Genomic DNA, 16,482 nt, shown 5'->3' on the forward strand with positions numbered 1-16,482 from the left:
ATCAGTCCGCTTTATGGTCACATCCGCAGACCAGAATACGGTTCTTAACGAATTGCTTTACTGCTTCCATTCCTGCTGTGCCTAATTTCTTTGGATCAAAGGTGTCCGGATTTTCTTTTAAAAGCTTCTTGCCTGCATCGGTATAGGCCACTCTTAACTCAGTAGCGAAATTTACCTTACACATTCCTCTGCTGACACATTCTCTTACATCTTCGTCGCTTAAACCAGAGGCGCCGTGAAGTACCAGCGGCACAGACACCAGCTTTTTGACTTCACTGATGCGCTCTTTGTCTAAAACCGGGGTGGTTGCATAAAATCCGTGTGCGGTTCCGATTCCAATTGCAAGAGAATGAACTCCTGTCCGTTCTACGAATTCCTTTGCCTGCATGGGATCTGTGTTGTTGTCTGCTTCTGCTTCCAGATCATCCTCCTTGCCGCCAACTTTCCCAAGCTCGCCCTCTACTGTGATATTGCAGGCTCTGGCAGCATCTGCGGCCCGTTTGGTCATAGCGATGTTGCTCTCAAAATCTTCGTGGGAGCCATCGATCATGACTGATGTATATCCTGCACGGATTGCCTTAAGAACCAGCTCGTAGCTGCTGCCATGATCTAAGTGAAGACATACCGGTACAGTTGCCTTCTCAGCCTCTGCTGCTGCCATGGCATAATATGTTTCCAGTGATCCGTATTTTACCGTTGACGGAGTGGTCTGAAGCATAACCGGAGCCCGTAGTTCCTCTGCTGCAGCCACCACCGCCTTCAGCATTTCCATATTCTCAACATTAAAAGCACCTACGGCGTACCCGCCTTTTTGAGCATCCAAAAGCATTTGTTCCGATGTAACCAGTGACATAATATTTTCCTCCTAACAATTTTACGATCATTTGGTTCTTTACATTTATAATTATACCGTTTCTGTTTGGGAAAATTAGAGGGGAACCAGACAGAAGACTGGCCTGTATGTCGTGTTGTCGAACATTCCTTGACTTGAATAATTAATGCTGTTAAAGTAAGATAGAGAGAAGGATATTGGAGGGGATAATTATGAGGACGGGATATAAAGATTTAAATATAAAAATAGTGATCAATGAAACCACATTTCTTGTCTTAAACATTGTATTTGAGCGTTTTCTCCGTTCTATGCCACGACACAGCCATGGGAATAACAGTTTTGAAATCCACTATATCCCCTATGGGCATGGCAAAGTGAATATTGATGATCAGATCTATAATATTACTCCAAATACCCTTTACATGACGGGTCCTCACGTGGAGCATGAACAGATTCCTTTAAAGAATGATCCCATGGCGGAGTACTGTATCTATTTTAAACTGCAGAAAAACAACACCCACGCACAGCCTGAGGCAGATACGGTGGCTTTTAAATTCGAGATAACCCATTTCTGGTTCGGACAGGATACCCAGGAGCTGTATCCGCTGATGCAGCAGATCTTTTTTGAACTGGAGCACAGGTATACGGGATACATGATTTTAGTGGAGGCCCTCCTCCAGCAATGCGTTGTTAAAATCGTACGAAATTATGAATATAAGGCTCAGTCGAAGGTTCATTTTTCTCCGTCCAATCTGGTAGACAGCAAATACATCATTGTGGAAGAAAGCTTTCTTTATGAATATGAAACCATTACCATGGAACATCTGGCGGAACGGCTTGGCTTAAGTGTGCGTCAGACCGAACGGTTTTTAAAGGATTATTATGGGAAAACATTTCAGCAGAAAAAAACAGAAGCAAAGATGTCTATGGCAAAGATCTATTTAAATGATGCTGCCATTACAATATCGGAAATTTCCGACCGGTTGAATTACTCTTCCATTCAGCACTTTTCCTATGCATTTAAGCAATATTACGGGATCTCGCCAAGCAATTACAGGAAGAAGAATATGATACCGGATAAATAGGCAGTAGGGAGAATTAATTGATTCTACGGACATTCCACTCCGACTGTTAAATTCTACGCTAGCGTAAAGTTTTATTCGGATAATGGAAAATAAATAAAAAAGAGAACACCACTTTGTGATAAAGTATTTAGCGACTAACTAATACAAAACAAAGGATTGGTGTTCTCTATGATTAACAGTATACGATATTTTGAGGAAGAATGCATCAACAGATTTGAAAAACTCGAAGATAATTTTATGAAAAACCCGCTGCAAATGGCAGAGTACGTAATCAGTATGACTGCAGAGCTCCATAACCTGGGGCTACGAATGATACAGGATTCTTTAGAAGCAATGGATCAGATGCTTCAGGACAGCCCTATCCGATTAAAGCATTGGATTGTAGAGTCTCACACAACAAAGCAGCTGGTGACTTCTTTGGGAACTGTCACATTCCGTAAAACATTATTCACCAATAAAGAGACAGGAACCAGTGAATATCTGCTGGATAGAATCCTTGGCCTGGAGCGGAATGAAAGACTCACACAAGATGCAGAAGCAAGACTGTTACGTGAGGCAGTACAAACCTCTTACCGGCGGGGAGGGGAAGAAACCAGCCTTACAAGTGAAGTGAGCAAGCAGACGGTAAAAAACAAACTTCATCAGTTGAATTTTCCAGTGCCTGAGGGGAAGGCAGAAAAGAAGAAAGTGGACTATCTCTATATCGATGCCGATGAGGATCATGTATCTCTGCAGTGGCGCGAGAAGAAAGGTGATCTGCGGGAAAATGAGAACCATCAGAAAAATAACAACCTGATTACAAAACTGGTCTATGTTTACGAAGGAATAGAAAACGAATCACCGAAGAGTAAACGTCATCGCCTGGTTAATCCGTATTACTTTTGCAGAGTGAATACAGGAGAGGATAATCTAAAGTTTTGGGATGAAATAAATGACTATATCACAAACCACTATGAACTGGAAACAGTCAAAAAAATATATTTAAATGCAGATGGTGGAGGCTGGATTAAAGCCGGAATGAATCGTCTGGAAGGAGTCACCTATGTACTTGATGAATTTCATCTTGAGAAATACCTGACAAAACTTACGAGTCATATGAAAGACAGCCGTGATGATGCAGCAGATAAACTCAGGAGAGTGATCAGAAGTAAAACAAAGAAGGAATTCATAAGGCTGGTGGACCGTTTGGAAGAATATCTGGAGGACGAAACAGGAGTAAAAAGAATCAGAGAAGCCAGGGAATATATTCTGTCTAACTGGACAGCAGCAAAGTTGAGGTTAAGCCATCAGGACGGAGTAAACGGAAGCAGTACAGAAGGTCATGTGAGCCATGTACTTTCAAGCCGTATGAGTTCAAGACCAATGGGCTGGAGCCGGAAGGGAGCGGGAAATATGGCACAGCTGCGGGCGTATTATCTGAATGGAGGCGATATGCTGGAATTAGTGAGATACCAAAAGAAGGAGCAGCCTAAGGCAGTAGGTGCCGAATACGATGTACTGAGTGGAGATGCGATCCAAAGGTCAGAGAGAAACCGGCACGGAGAATTGGGAAAATATACCGACCAAATATCCCATAGTATCTCGCTGCAGAATAAGAAAATCGTATACTTTAATTCTCATATTTGGGGATTATGATACAAAGCCAGGGAAAGATCAGGAAGTTACTCCGCTTGTCATCATTGCTCTGCAAGCCAGTTCAGGGCTTGTTTCGAATGCAAAAATGATGTATATTAAAGCCACAAGTCATTGCCTGATACGTTATCAGAGCATCGTGGGTAAACTCTACACCATTAAATCCGAAGATAAATTTACGCAATCTAAATTCTACCTAAGTCTTGACAGGAACTAATAGTAATGCTATTCTAGAATTATAAAAGGAACAACCGTCCACAAGGTGGTTGACCATTACATGAGTAGCATATCCACCCCCGTAACTGCCAAGTTTAACCAGGGTGGTTTTTGCTATGTATTGCTACTTACAAAACGTAAAAACGAATGTAAGTAACGCCAGAAGAAAAAGACCAAAGGTCATTAGATCCTTAAAGTCAAACTTCATAAGCATCACCCCCATTCCAATAGAGAATGAGGTCAAAGCACCCTGTAACACGATTATTCCATAACATTATGGTAGCATATACCATTTCAATGTGCAATTACTTTATACCACATACTATAACACCCTGCTTACATACAATGTTAGCAGGGTGCCTTTTTTATAATTGTATATTCAACTCCATCATATATGTTTACCAAGCCACAGTAAGATATCCGCAATAATCTCATCTCTGCACGGCTCATTTAAGATCTCATGAAACAGATTTGCATAGACATGCAGACTCTTATCCTTAGAACTTATCTCTTCAAATAGATCCAGGGAATCTTTTGCAGCAACCAGGCCGTCATCCGCTCCATGGAGAATCAAAACCGGATCGGAAAAACTTTTTATATTAGCCTTCAGCCACTGAACTCCCTCATAAATCTGATTAATCAGACCGGTACTGATCTCCTTTTCCACCAGAGGATCTAAAGCATATGCTTCAATCACCTTTTTATCGCTGCACACACCATCACCAAGCTCGTTGGGCAGATAGGTATCATCCGGCGCCTCAATGGGAAACTGATCTCCCATAACCGGGTGGTTATAATGTGTCAGCGCACCAGAGGTAATAATTCCATCTGCCATTCCCGGATTCTTTGCGCCAAACAGTGTTACTGTCTCCCCGCCCATGCTGTGTCCGAAGAGAAAAACCTTATTCCCGCCGCTTTCCTTTCTGGCAAGCGCAAGAATCTGTCCCAGATCATCTGGCATCTCATTAAAATCTTTAAAATAAACCTTTTTCCCCTCTGATTTTCCATGTCCCCTCTGGTCATAGCGGTAAACGCTGTAGCCATTATCGTTCAGCTTTTCCGTAAAGTAATCGTACCGGTTTAAATGCTCGCACAAGCCATGGGCAATGACAATCAGTGCTTTTGGATTCTCCACCTCATTTTTTCTGAATCTTAAGTTTGTTCCATCGAAGGACGAAATCATCCTTTCCTCCATTATTTTGTTTTCCCCATTCATAATACCTTCTCCTTCCTTGTTTTAAATTCATCATACTACAGAAATCACTTTGTAGCAATTATGTTTAAAATCTAACAAAGAAACTGGTTTTACCCTTGCTGCTCTCCACACGGATCTGTGCATGATGCCTGTCTGCAATCTGCTTTGCAATGGCAAGCCCCAGCCCCGTTCCAGAACGGTTTTGAAGGCTGTTGGTTTTATAGAACCGGTCAAACAGAAAGGGGATTGTTTCGGCTGGAATCTCTTCTCCGCTGTTAGTCACAGTAATCAGGCATCCTTGTGCTTCCTTTGAAACAGTCAGACCCACTTTCCCCTGCTGAGGTGAAAATTTAACCGCATTGTCCAGAAGAATTAAAACAAGCTGGCGAAGACGGCCATAATCCCCAGCCACTACACATTCGACTTCCGGGCTTTCTACCAGAAGCTGAAGCTTTTTTTCCTCTGCCTTACGACGGATTGCCCTCTGAGAATCCCGAATTACATCGCAGAGATTTACCTCACCTATATCAAGGGAAAACTGGTCATCCTGAAGACGCGATAAATCCAGCAGGTCGTTCACCAGTCTCTCCAGATGCCGGCTCTCTGCTAACATCTGATCATAGTAATCCCTGATCTCCTCCGGTGTATTTACAGTCCCGTCCCAGAGCACCTCCAGGGAACCGCGCAGAACTGCCACCGGTGTACGAAGCTCATGAGAGACATTGGCTGCAAAATCCTGTTTCATCTGATCCAGAGCAGCCTGCTGCTTTTTTGCTTCAGTCAGACGTATGGAAAGCAAATCAATGGTCTGAGCCAGCTGACCGATCTCATCTTCCTGGACAACACCTGTTTTAGCCGTATAATCCCCTTCTGCCAGACACCTTGCCGCATCCTTCATGCGCCGAAGGGGATTGGTAAACCGGTAAGACAGCCACACCGCTGCCATACCTGCAAGTACAAGCGCTATGAAAGCTCCTGCTGCCAGCGCAGACAATCCCTGAAGTACAGCTTCATTGACCCCGCTGACCGGGGAGTGAAGAAGAACCGCACCGGAAATACCGTCAGCAGTACGGATTGGCACACCTACCGTCAGCGTCGGCGCATTTAACAGTCCGGAAAATTCTTCTCCATAAGTAATTTCCCCTTCCAGGACCCGGCTGATAATTTTGTCCGCATTCTCAGGAAGTTCTTGTCTGGAAGAAATCCCGTCATGACTGGCAGAGATGAGATTTCGGTCGTTATCCACGATCCACACCGTTGCCATGGCAATCTGATCTATAAAATGAAGATAGGAACCATATCCTCCCATGCCATGGCGCCCCATGCCCATGCCCATTCCCATTCCTGTTTCAGGCCCCTGCCCCTCTCCATTCTCATAAAGTGCCAGCGTTTCAGCAATGGAAACAGCCCGTTTTTCCATGGAAGAACGGGTGATTGCAATGGTATGCTGCCGGAACATGGACACAAACACCGTTCCTAATATAGCAGTAAACAAAAGGAGCACTGCAGCAAAAGAAGCTACCAGTCTCCAGATTATTTTCTTATTCATGGCAGCACCTCAAATTTATAGCCTACATTTCGTATAGTACGGATCTCCCACATAGGATGTGGGGCCTCTTCCAGCTTGGCCCTTAGCCGTTTCATATGAGAATCAACCGTGCGGGGATCGCCATAATAATCATATCCCCATAAAAGATCCAGAAGCATCTCACGGGTATAGGCCCGGTTCTTTCCGCTTGCAAGGGTCCAGAGCATGTCTGTTTCCCGCTTTGTTAAAAGTATAGGTCTGTTATCGATTGTGACGCTGTAATTTTCCAGATTTATCATAAGATCCTCAATCTTAAGGATCTTCTCCGGTTCCCCGGCGCCCTTCTCTATACGCCGCAGTACAGCTCTCACCCGCGCCATAACTTCACCTGGCGAAAATGGTTTCACAATATAATCGTCTGCACCAATGTCCAGCCCCATGATCTTTTCAAAATCTTCCCCTCTGGCAGTTACCATGATAACCGGAACATCGGACTGCCTGCGGATTTCCCGGCATACCTGGAAACCGTCCAGTTTCGGCATCATCACATCAAGCAGGATAACCTGAGGCTTTCTTGCATAAAATTCATCCAGTGCCTCCTGCCCATCCTGAGCAAGTACTGTTTCAAAGCCCTCTTTCCTTGCAGCACTGTTTAAAATATTTAGTAACTGGGGACTGTCGTCCGCGATCAGCATTATTGACATATCGTATCCCTCCTGTCATTTCATTATAAATATATCATCGAAATAAGGCAACTTTGTGGCACAAAAAATAAAATGACAAAGAAAAAAACCATTTCTGACACATTCATGCCATATACAAACGTTATTATGAACGTACCGAAAGGAAAATAACACAAATCGAAAGGAGTTTACAAACTATGAAAAACAACAAAAAAATGATGACAGGATTTGCACTTGCACTTGCGCTTTCAGCCGCAACCATGACCTCATTTGCAGCTGCCGCTTACAAAACACCTGCCGAGGCAATAACAGGTATTACTGGTAAAACATCGGATGAGGTAACCGCAGAACGCAGATCTGGAAAAACCTATGGATCAATGGCCGCTGAGGCAGGTAAATCAGATGAATTCCAGCAGGCAGTTGCTGATATCCACGAAGACAGACTCAATCAGGCAGTTGCTGACGGCACGCTGACCCAGGAACAGGCAGATGCACAGCTCGCCGCAATCCGCGAAAGACAGGCGGTCTGTGACGGAAACGGCACCGGCGCAGGTAATGGTTATGGTGCAGGCGGCTGTAACGGCACCGGTATGGGCTATCACCGCAGAGGAAATGGATTTGGATACCGGAATAATTAAGAGAATCATTTAAGATACTGACACAGCCGCCTCCTTCCGGTCAAAACCCGGCTGGGGGCGGCTGCAGTTTCTTCTAACGCTGATTTTCTTCTCTGATCCATACACGCATTTCATTCTCGCCTCTGTTGGCCCAGCTGTAATAAGGAATCCATCGGATCTTTGTTCTGACTTTCTTTTCTGCTGCATTGCCCTGTCTGTAAAGCCTTAAATCTTCCCTGTCCGCTTCTGTCTTCCATCCGGAAGCAGTGAGAACGCCCACGCCCCCTAACAGAGCTTCCTTAAATTCATATTCCAATGGTTCCTGCTTTTCCACGGACATGAGGTGCAGATTCTTACCATTATCCACTTCTTCCGCACAATAAACGAGAGGGCCTCTGGAAACTGCAAATTTCCCTAAATCATTTTCAACCAATGGATTGGCATACCAGCGCTTTGGTTCCATATCCAATTCCAGTCGTATGGTATCCTCTTTGAAAACCTGATTGATATAGACAAAACCATGTTCTGCATCAGAATCTGTGCTTTTCCCGTTGATCTCCAGGCCAGTGGTGTCAGACCAGGACGGTACCCGGATTCCCAGGCAGACACAGGCAGTTCCGCTGTAATTCACCTTGATTTCCAAAGATCCGGTCCATGGATATCCGGTCTTTAGTTCTATGTCCAGAATGCCATCCTCTATTTCAAAGCTCCCCTTACATTCCACAAAGAGATTGACCAGGAGCCTGTTTTTCTTTTGGACAAATACATACTGCTCCACTGAGGCTACAAGCCTTGCAAGATTGGGAGGACAGCACGCACAGCCAAGCCACTGGGGACGTACGCATTTTACATGACTCTTCCCCGGATCCTTCCTCGATTTTCCCGGAACTACTTCCAGAGGGTTTACATAAAAGAAATGTTTTCCGTCAAGTGCCACTCCTCCCAGTACTGTGTTGTAGAGAGCACGCTCCATCACATCTCCATATTCCCCATTCTCCTCTGATAAAAGCATACGGTATGCAAAGAACACCAGACCCACAGAGGCACAGGTCTCACAGTACATGGTATCATTGGGTAAATCGTAATCCAGAGTAAATGCTTCTCCTGATACGGTGGAGCCGATTCCTCCGGTGATATACATACGGCGGTTTACAATGCTTTTCCATAACCGCCTGCACGCATCAAGAAGCTTCTCATCCCCTGTCTCTGCCGCCGCATCTGCCATGGCTGTGCAAAGATAAACCAGCCTTACGGCGTGTCCCTCGGCGTTTTCCTGCAAAAGGACCGGAAGATGGGCCTGATAATAGGTCAGAGGAAGATGCTTAGAACCCATAACTGCCTGGTCTGTCCCCCGTATCAGTAAAAAGTACCGGGCCAGGTTTAAATATCTGTCATTCTGCGTCAGACGGTATAACCGCATTAAACCGATTTCAACCTCTTCATGACCGTCATAGCCACGGTTCTTTCCTTCCTCTTGTCCAAATACAAAGTCAATGTGGTCAGCCAGCTTACATGCAGTATCCAGAACCTTCTGATTGCCTGTTGCTTCATAATAAGCCGCTGCTGCCTCAAAAAAGTGTCCTGCACAGTATAGTTCGTGACTCTGCCACAGGCGATTGTATTTCTCATCAGGTTCTTCAATGGTGAAATATGTATTCAGATATCCGTCGTCTTCCTGGGCTTCACTGATTAAGTCTACAACATGATCCGCCAGACTCTTTAATTCCTCATCCATCTGCTCCCGTAAGGTATAGGCCACCGCTTCCAGCCATTTATAAAGGTCACTGTCCTGAAACACCCAGCCATAATGATGTCCTTTTTTTCTTCCGGCTGCAATCCGGAAATTCTCAATTACATGGCTTTTTTCGTTTGGGATGGAATCGTCGTTGCGCTCCCGCTCAATGGTGATATTGATTTCATCATTTAATACCTTCCATTGATACGGAATCATCTCCGTTCTGATTAACTCTTTGTACCTGCTGAAAAATCTGTCACGTATTTCTACTTTGTTCATGCTGCACCTCCTGATTGACTCTGCAAAGTGACGTCTGCATAAACTGCCGGCGCCACTTCTTTTTAATTGTATGTATTTCTATTTCTTAATAATACCATCAATAACGGCCTGTGCTTTCGCTGCAGCCTCCTCCGGTGTACTGGAATCTGTCATCACCTCATTAAAGGCTAACGATATGGCATCGGAAATATCCGGCCATTCCGGTAATGGCCCTCTTGCATTAGCATACTGCATTTCTTCCACAAATGCATCATAAACCGGATCTCCCTTAAATTGTTTTTTTGCAATGACAGAATCAGAAGAGATATATCCCATTGCATTCATCATATAGAGACAGGTTTCCTCACTGGTGGCATATTTAAGGAATTGAACGGCACCTTCCTCATTGCCTCCCTTTATTACTGCATAGTTTTCTCCGCCAAGACCGGAGGCCTGTTTCTTATCCATGGGAATCGGGGCAACGTTCCATTTTAAATCAGGAGCTTCCTCACGCATGGTTGGCACCTGCCATGTCCCGTTAATCATCATGGCTAAGTTTCCGGAGATAAACTGATTCATGGTATCCCCCTGTGTCCAGTTAATTGCCTCTTTTGTCATGGCACCGGAATCAACCAGCTTTTTCACCATTGTCAGCGCTTTAATACCGCCTTCAGAATTCATTTCATACGCAGTGGCACCAGTTGACCATACCCATGGCAGGAAATTAAAGGTACCTTCCTCATTTTGAAGGCTGCAGTGTGCAAATCCAGATACCTGGCCAGTTGTACAGGCTTTCGCTGTTGTCAGCAGTTCATCCCATGTGGTGGGAACCTCACAGCCTGCTGCCTTTAGCATATCTTCGTTATAGAAAAGGAGTAGACAATTGCTTCCAAACGGCACCCCATATAATTTACCGTCTAAAGTACAGGAGTTGACAGGTCCGGGATAATAAGTGCTGACATCGAATCTTCCGGTTAAATCCGCAAAGATTCCCATGGCTGCATAGGAAGCGTGATCCGGATTGTCAAGAATGACCAGATCCGGAAGTTCATCTGCAGATGCCCCAATGGATAGCTGTTTCTTAAAATCGGCAAATGGAACGTACTTTGCCTGTACTTTCACATCACTTTGTGATCCGTTAAATTCCTCAATGATATGGTTCAGTGCTTTCTGATGACCTTCCGTCTCCCAGTAGTACCAGATTGTCACGTCACCAGCAGGTTTGCTCTTCTCCGTCTCCGAAGCTTTTTCACTTCCGGTTTCAGCTGCATTCTCACTGTTTTTAGCAGTTTGTGTCCCACTCTCCGTCGCTGACACAGCTCCGCTCCCGGAGCTGCAGCCTGTAACCGCTCCCCCAAGCAACGCTGCAAAAAGTAAGGCTGTCATTAACTTTTTCATGTTTTTCCTCCTTAAATTTTCTTATTTCAACGACTTTATTATAACGGTTATGCAGCCAGGAAAAAACTCAACAAATCTTAGAAAGGGTTACTTTTCTTAAGTGGGAATATGTAAAATTACCTCCGTTCCCATTCCTTCGGCGCTGTTTATCTCAATATTTACCTCTTCTCCGTAATACATACGAAGTCTGTTAATGGCATTTTCCATTCCAATATGAGATGCAGCATCTGACTCCCCGAAGATTCCTTTTCTGATTAATTCCAGCTTTTCACGTTTCATTCCTTTTCCATTATCCCTTATAAGAATCCGTAATTCTTTACCTTCCCTGCTCACCCCTACTTCCAGAACATGATTGGTCCTGGTCCCTTCAAACCCGTGAAGGATGGAATTTTCCACAAATGGCTGAAGCAGCAGTTTGTGTATCCTGCACTCCATCAGATCCGGGTCCACATTGATGCTGCAGGTGAAATTGTTCTTCAGCCGGAACTGCTGCAAATAAATGTACTTTTTCAGCCAGTCTATCTCCTCCTTCACACAAACCTCTCCACTGCTGTCTGCAATGGCATAACGGAGTATGGTCGCCAGGGAGTTAATCGCATTGCTGATATCAAATTCATCCTTATCAATGGCCATCCAGTTAATGGTATCCAGTGTATTATAGAGAAAATGGGGATTAATCTGTGCTTCCATTGCCTTTAACTCTGCCTGCCGCTGCATCTGCCCTGCCCTCTTTTCTTTTTTCAGAGCAGTCTCTAGCTTCTCTAACATGTCATTGAACTGGACAGCAATGGTCTCTATTTCCACAGGCATTTTTTTATCCGTACGGACGCGGACCTTTAAATTACCTTCTCTTGCTGTCTGCATGGATGCCACCACCATTTTTACAGAATCCACAAGGCGTTCAAGTACTCCATACGTCAGCAATACCGTGATCATAAGAAGGATAATACTTAAAGCGACAATCAGATAAATCTGGCTGTTTAAATTCTTCATCAAACCGCCCTGGTCCATCACGTTCACCAGATCCCAGCCCAGAGTGTCATCATGATAAAGCCAGACAGAGGTGTAGCGCTCCTCATATAATCCCTCCTCCCTGATGAACTTTTTGCAGGCTTCCACCCTTGCCTCTAAAGGCGCTCCCTGACGGTAAAGTACTTTCCCGATTTTTTCCGGTTTACGGTAGGCTATGATACGGCCTGCCTCATCAATAATAAAGTTAAAACTTTTGTCCTTGTCCTGGCCGTGAACCTTGCATACACTCTGAAGAAATTCCTTGTCGAGGCTGACAATCACAATTCCATTTTCTTTATTTAGATTTCTGTAGTCTATAATCCGGTGCGCCAGATGCAGCAGATAGTAATCCTCATTTGCAAATCTGGTTCCGTATTCCGTAGGAAAAATATGTGTCTCATTATCCGTGGACACCTCCCCGTACAGTTGTTCCTGGGACAGACTGAAGCTGTTCATCCATGAATTTTCATAGGTAGACGCAGACAGCTGGTTATAAGTAATACTTAATCCCTCCGGCGTAATTACCGTTATGGACCTGATGTATTCTTTTGTATTTAAAAGTCCTCTTAAATATCTTCGAAGCTGATTCTTTGCAACAGAGGCATTTTGCTTCTGATCCAGCCGGTCCACCCATACTACCACATCATCATTGGTATAAATCTGAAACAAAAGATCCTCATATGCTTTCAGGCGAATCGTTAAATTATTATCCATCTGCATCAGGCTTACACTGGTCAGTTCCTGGGTGTTCTTTTTTAATGTAACTGAAATGTTATAAAAATAATAAAAGCTTAATACAAGAATCGGTATTGTAGAAGTCGCCCAGAAAAGACGGATTAATTTTTTCTTTAAACTCACTTTTTTCATAAGGCTCCCTCTCAATAGAAATCCCTTACCCCTTCACTGCACCGCTTGTCATTCCAGATATAATATATTTTTGCATAAATAAAAAGATCAGTGCAACCGGAATAATGGTTACAATGGCAAAGGCAGTTAAATAACTCCACTTTGTTCCGTACTGCCCCATAAAATTAAAGATACCCGCTGTAATCGGCCTCTTTTGCTGATCCAGAATAAATGTCATGCCATACGCCAGATCACCCCAGCCATACAAAAAGGAAAAGATAGCACACACGACCACTCCTGGTTTGGCAACCGGAAGAAGAATTCGGATAAATGCCAGAAACCGGGTGCACCCGTCAATATAGGCTGCCTCCTCAAGCTCCCTGGGCACAGATGCGAAATAATTTTTCAGAATCAGCACCGAAAATGGAATGCCAAGCGTCGCATCGGATAATATGGCAGCCAGCCAGGTGTTGTAAATATGCATCCCCTTAAACATAATAAACATGGGTGTCAACAGGACAGAAACCGGAAGCATCTGAGTTACCAGAAAACAAAGCAGCATACCGTTTCTCCCCTTGAAATGATATCTTGCCACTGCATAGGAAGCCGGAACTGCCAGGATGACTGCAATTGCCATGGCACCAGAGGATATGATCAGGCTGTTTGCGAAGGAACGAAACATATTAAAATCTCCGTTATCAACCTGGACCGCATAAGACTTCGTATTTAAAACATGGGGATAAAAGGTGGGCGGAATCTGGAAGATTTCCTTCTCTGTCTTCAATGAAGTGACAAATATCCAAAACAGAGGAAACAACAGCAAGCATAAGATTACCACCGAAATGACGCATAAAAAGAGTTCTTTTTTTCCTGTTTTCCTTTCCTTTACCATTACTGTTCCTCCCCTTTCATTGTAATTTTCAAATAGACTACGCCGACCAGCAGCAAAATTACAAGCAGTACATTGGCTGCTGAGGAGCCGAGACTGTACTGGAACATCTCAAAGGATAGTTTGTAAGAATAGGTGGACAGCAGATGAGTGGAATTAACAGGTCCTCCCCCAGTCATTACATAGACCATATCATAAACCTTGAACGTATAAATAAATCCCAGCACCAGAAGGGATTCGATTGTTGTTCTCATCAGAGGAAGGGTTATTTTAAAGAATTTCTGTCTTCCATTTGCTCCATCGATGGCTGCACTCTCATACAATTCCATGGGGATTGTGGTAAGTCCGGTTGATATAAGTATTGTATTAAAGGGAATTCCGATCCAGATATTGGCTGTAATGACGGCAGTCATGGCAGTTGACGGGCTGGTGAGCCACTGTATATTTTCTGAGATCAGCCCTGCGCTTTTTAAGAAATAATTGATAATACCCACATCAGTGGAAAACATAAATTTAAAAATCAAAGCCGTAACTGTCATGGGAATCATCCATGGTATCATAAGAAGACCTCTGATGGGTCTGGCAAATGGAAAATCTTTCTGGAACAGAAGTGCCAGCGCAAAGCCGATTAAAAACTGTATCACCAGACAGCTGACGGTAAACAGCAGCGTGTTAAAAACCGCCCTTAAAAAAACTGCATCCTGCATCAGTTTTATGTAATTATCAAAGCCGATAAATTCCCTGGATCCATGGACTAAGTTGCGGACCGTCACATTCTGAAGGCTTAAGATAAGGTTGCTGACAATGGGATAACCGGCAAAATACAACATATAAAGAAACGCCGGAAGCGCATACAAAAACCCGACATTCTCATATCGGAAAAAACGTTTCATTTGTTTCACTGAATAAAATCCTCCTTTTCATTTATTTCTCCTGAAATCATCTTACACTGTACGACTCTTTCCATAAATGAGTGAAACCTTGAAAAGGAGGAAAAACCTAAACGCTTTGCTCTATTTTAACGTTTTTCTGTAATCTGCAGGAAGCTGTCCTGTCATCTCCTTAAATACCTTGCTGAAGTATTTGGGATCGGAATAGCCTACCTTTGCGGCAATTTCATACAGCTTAAGATGGGTTGTGCACAGCAGTTCCTTGGCTTTGCTGATCCTGAAATTTTTCATGTATGTACTGAAGGTAACTCCCATTTCCTTATGAAATTGTGTCCCCAGGTATTCGGGAGTAAGATTCAGTTTTGAGGCGATCTCGTCCAGTGTGATACCGCTCTGATAAAATTCCCGGATCATGCTTCTGACCCGTTTTACAGTCAGATGGGTAATCTCCCTGTCCTCCGGCCGTGGTCTTATATAATGAAACAGGTAATCTGCCGCATACGCCAGTTCTTCCCTCCGCTTAGCCTCCATAATCATCTCCAGAAGCTTCTGCTGCTTTAAAGATTCAAAATTGATACAGCCCAGTTCCTTGGCCATCCCCATAACCGCCCATAAAAAGCGAACATAACATTCCTTAATCTCCCTGGGTGCATAGATTCTGCCATCTACAAAGCTGTCGTGAAATTCCTTCATAAGTGCCTTTGCCTTCTCCCAATTGTCCGAGCAGATGGACACTTTCATTCTGGTTTCCAGTTCAATGGGATAGATACAGGGCACCGTCTGAACGTGTATTATCTTAGGATAGGAGATTAAAATTTCCTCATCAAACGATATATTCCAGTCCATACAGGGGCTGAGACAGTCAAGCCCTCTCTTCAGTTCCTCTGGGCCTGTAACCTCCATCCAGCCAAAGGTCATACTCCTGGGTCTGTATGTCAAGATCTGCTGCTGCAGCCATCGCTCCAGATCATGGGCATCCGGATAATGGTAAAGAACCACAGCCAGGGACTTTTTATATACAGGATCCAGAATGCAAAAAGAAAGACCCGGATACGTGGAAAACATATGACGTAAATGTTTCACTGCTCTATCACGTTCTTCCTCGTAGCGACTTCCCAGATATACAGAAATAAATACTAATTTCTCAGCCCGTTCTATCTGATAACTGTGATGTAGATAAGCACTGATATCCTCGTCCATCTCCAGGCGTCCATTCATAAAATCATTAAGAATTTGCTCCAGAGTTCCGATTTTTTCAGGCTTTTCCTGCCTGTCTTTTTCTACCTGCAGCTCCACATGCTCCAGTGCCTTGGAAAACTCATTGAGGGAAATCGGCTTCAGCAGATATTCCGTCACTCCAAGCTTCATTGCCTTGCGGGCATATTCAAATTCTGAATAGGCACTTAAAACGATGGCTTTCGCAGTTATTCCGTCTTTTACTGCATTGGTCATCATCTCCAGGCCATTCATCTTCGGCATACGAATATCAGTGATCACGATATCGGGCTTTAATTCCCTGAGCATTACCAGCCCGTCTTCTCCATTCTCCGCTTCCCCAACTATCATGTAATCCTGCCTCATTTTGCCTAAAAGCTTCTGGATCCCTTCTCTGATCCGTATCTCGTCTTCTACAATCAGCAACCTCATGATTCATTCCCCTTTTATAG

The 16,482-nt window shown here is 44.0% G+C and carries 13 protein-coding genes; 3 read left to right on the forward strand and 10 right to left on the reverse strand.

From position 1 onward, the window contains the following. Nucleotide 1 precedes the first annotated feature (1 nt). Nucleotides 2-853: a class II fructose-bisphosphate aldolase gene (locus RZO55_RS24630; RefSeq protein WP_318066894.1), complete on the reverse strand. Its 852-nt coding sequence runs from the start codon at nucleotides 851-853 to the stop codon at nucleotides 2-4. A 191-nt stretch (nucleotides 854-1,044) separates the two neighbouring features. Here RZO55_RS24630 and RZO55_RS24635 point away from each other — a divergent pair, with 191 nt between their 5' ends. Both RZO55_RS24635 and RZO55_RS24640 read left to right on the forward strand, forming a co-directional pair. Further along, complete coding sequence (locus RZO55_RS24635; RefSeq protein WP_318066895.1) at nucleotides 1,045-1,917, forward strand: AraC family transcriptional regulator; 873 nt, start codon at nucleotides 1,045-1,047, stop codon at nucleotides 1,915-1,917. A 168-nt stretch (nucleotides 1,918-2,085) separates the two neighbouring features. After that, a complete protein-coding gene (locus tag RZO55_RS24640) occupies nucleotides 2,086-3,552 on the forward strand; it encodes an ISLre2 family transposase (RefSeq protein ID WP_318066896.1) in 1,467 nt (488 codons plus the stop codon). Between the two features lie 601 nt (nucleotides 3,553-4,153). On the opposite strand, the gene RZO55_RS24645 is transcribed toward RZO55_RS24640, so the two are convergent. The 3 genes from RZO55_RS24645 to RZO55_RS24655 form a co-directional block, all read right to left on the reverse strand. After that, nucleotides 4,154-4,981: an alpha/beta hydrolase gene (locus RZO55_RS24645; protein ID WP_318066897.1), complete on the reverse strand. Its 828-nt coding sequence runs from the start codon at nucleotides 4,979-4,981 to the stop codon at nucleotides 4,154-4,156. Nucleotides 4,982-5,045: 64 nt separating this feature from the next. Beyond that, nucleotides 5,046-6,509 (reverse strand): sensor histidine kinase, encoded by a 1,464-nt coding sequence (locus tag RZO55_RS24650; RefSeq protein ID WP_318066898.1) that lies wholly within the window; start codon nucleotides 6,507-6,509, stop codon nucleotides 5,046-5,048. Continuing rightward, nucleotides 6,506-7,192 (reverse strand): response regulator transcription factor, encoded by a 687-nt coding sequence (locus RZO55_RS24655; protein WP_318066899.1) that lies wholly within the window; start codon nucleotides 7,190-7,192, stop codon nucleotides 6,506-6,508. The genes RZO55_RS24650 and RZO55_RS24655 overlap by 4 nt, the downstream gene beginning before the upstream one ends. Nucleotides 7,193-7,368: 176 nt before the next feature. Between RZO55_RS24655 and RZO55_RS24660 the strand changes: the two genes are divergently transcribed. Then, complete coding sequence (locus RZO55_RS24660; RefSeq protein WP_318066900.1) at nucleotides 7,369-7,809, forward strand: hypothetical protein; 441 nt, start codon at nucleotides 7,369-7,371, stop codon at nucleotides 7,807-7,809. A 73-nt stretch (nucleotides 7,810-7,882) separates the two neighbouring features. On the opposite strand, the gene RZO55_RS24665 is transcribed toward RZO55_RS24660, so the two are convergent. The 6 genes from RZO55_RS24665 to RZO55_RS24690 form a co-directional block, all read right to left on the reverse strand. Next, nucleotides 7,883-9,802: a glycoside hydrolase family 127 protein gene (locus RZO55_RS24665; protein ID WP_318066901.1), complete on the reverse strand. Its 1,920-nt coding sequence runs from the start codon at nucleotides 9,800-9,802 to the stop codon at nucleotides 7,883-7,885. Nucleotides 9,803-9,880: 78 nt separating this feature from the next. Then, complete coding sequence (locus RZO55_RS24670) at nucleotides 9,881-11,179, reverse strand: sugar ABC transporter substrate-binding protein (protein WP_318066903.1); 1,299 nt, start codon at nucleotides 11,177-11,179, stop codon at nucleotides 9,881-9,883. Nucleotides 11,180-11,275: 96 nt separating this feature from the next. Further along, nucleotides 11,276-13,057, reverse strand: a complete 1,782-nt coding sequence (locus RZO55_RS24675; protein WP_318066904.1) for a cache domain-containing sensor histidine kinase — start codon at nucleotides 13,055-13,057, stop codon at nucleotides 11,276-11,278. A 25-nt stretch (nucleotides 13,058-13,082) separates the two neighbouring features. Continuing rightward, on the reverse strand, nucleotides 13,083-13,928 hold the full coding sequence (locus RZO55_RS24680) for a carbohydrate ABC transporter permease (protein ID WP_318066905.1): 846 nt from the start codon (nucleotides 13,926-13,928) through the stop codon (nucleotides 13,083-13,085). Continuing rightward, nucleotides 13,928-14,818: a carbohydrate ABC transporter permease gene (locus RZO55_RS24685; protein WP_318067112.1), complete on the reverse strand. Its 891-nt coding sequence runs from the start codon at nucleotides 14,816-14,818 to the stop codon at nucleotides 13,928-13,930. The genes RZO55_RS24680 and RZO55_RS24685 overlap by 1 nt, the downstream gene beginning before the upstream one ends. Nucleotides 14,819-14,938: 120 nt before the next feature. Further along, nucleotides 14,939-16,462 (reverse strand): response regulator, encoded by a 1,524-nt coding sequence (locus RZO55_RS24690; protein ID WP_318066906.1) that lies wholly within the window; start codon nucleotides 16,460-16,462, stop codon nucleotides 14,939-14,941. Nucleotides 16,463-16,482: the final 20 nt, after the last annotated feature.

Origin of the sequence: Clostridium boliviensis (genome assembly GCF_033342255.1) — a bacterium.
Taxonomy (GTDB): Bacteria; Bacillota; Clostridia; order Lachnospirales; family Lachnospiraceae; genus Lacrimispora; species Lacrimispora boliviensis.

Excerpts from the sequence above, each read along its gene's own strand:
- RZO55_RS24630 (WP_318066894.1), bottom strand. The coding sequence starts at position 853 with ATGTCACTGGTTACATCGGAACAAATGCTTTTGGATGCTCAAAAAGGC.
- RZO55_RS24635 (WP_318066895.1), top strand. The coding sequence starts at position 1,045 with ATGAGGACGGGATATAAAGATTTAAATATAAAAATAGTGATCAATGAA.
- RZO55_RS24640 (WP_318066896.1), top strand. The coding sequence starts at position 2,086 with ATGATTAACAGTATACGATATTTTGAGGAAGAATGCATCAACAGATTT.
- RZO55_RS24645 (WP_318066897.1), bottom strand. The coding sequence starts at position 4,981 with ATGAATGGGGAAAACAAAATAATGGAGGAAAGGATGATTTCGTCCTTC.
- RZO55_RS24650 (WP_318066898.1), bottom strand. The coding sequence starts at position 6,509 with ATGAATAAGAAAATAATCTGGAGACTGGTAGCTTCTTTTGCTGCAGTG.
- RZO55_RS24655 (WP_318066899.1), bottom strand. The coding sequence starts at position 7,192 with ATGTCAATAATGCTGATCGCGGACGACAGTCCCCAGTTACTAAATATT.
- RZO55_RS24660 (WP_318066900.1), top strand. The coding sequence starts at position 7,369 with ATGAAAAACAACAAAAAAATGATGACAGGATTTGCACTTGCACTTGCG.
- RZO55_RS24665 (WP_318066901.1), bottom strand. The coding sequence starts at position 9,802 with ATGAACAAAGTAGAAATACGTGACAGATTTTTCAGCAGGTACAAAGAG.
- RZO55_RS24670 (WP_318066903.1), bottom strand. The coding sequence starts at position 11,179 with ATGAAAAAGTTAATGACAGCCTTACTTTTTGCAGCGTTGCTTGGGGGA.
- RZO55_RS24675 (WP_318066904.1), bottom strand. The coding sequence starts at position 13,057 with ATGAAAAAAGTGAGTTTAAAGAAAAAATTAATCCGTCTTTTCTGGGCG.
- RZO55_RS24680 (WP_318066905.1), bottom strand. The coding sequence starts at position 13,928 with ATGGTAAAGGAAAGGAAAACAGGAAAAAAAGAACTCTTTTTATGCGTC.
- RZO55_RS24685 (WP_318067112.1), bottom strand. The coding sequence starts at position 14,818 with ATGAAACGTTTTTTCCGATATGAGAATGTCGGGTTTTTGTATGCGCTT.
- RZO55_RS24690 (WP_318066906.1), bottom strand. The coding sequence starts at position 16,462 with ATGAGGTTGCTGATTGTAGAAGACGAGATACGGATCAGAGAAGGGATC.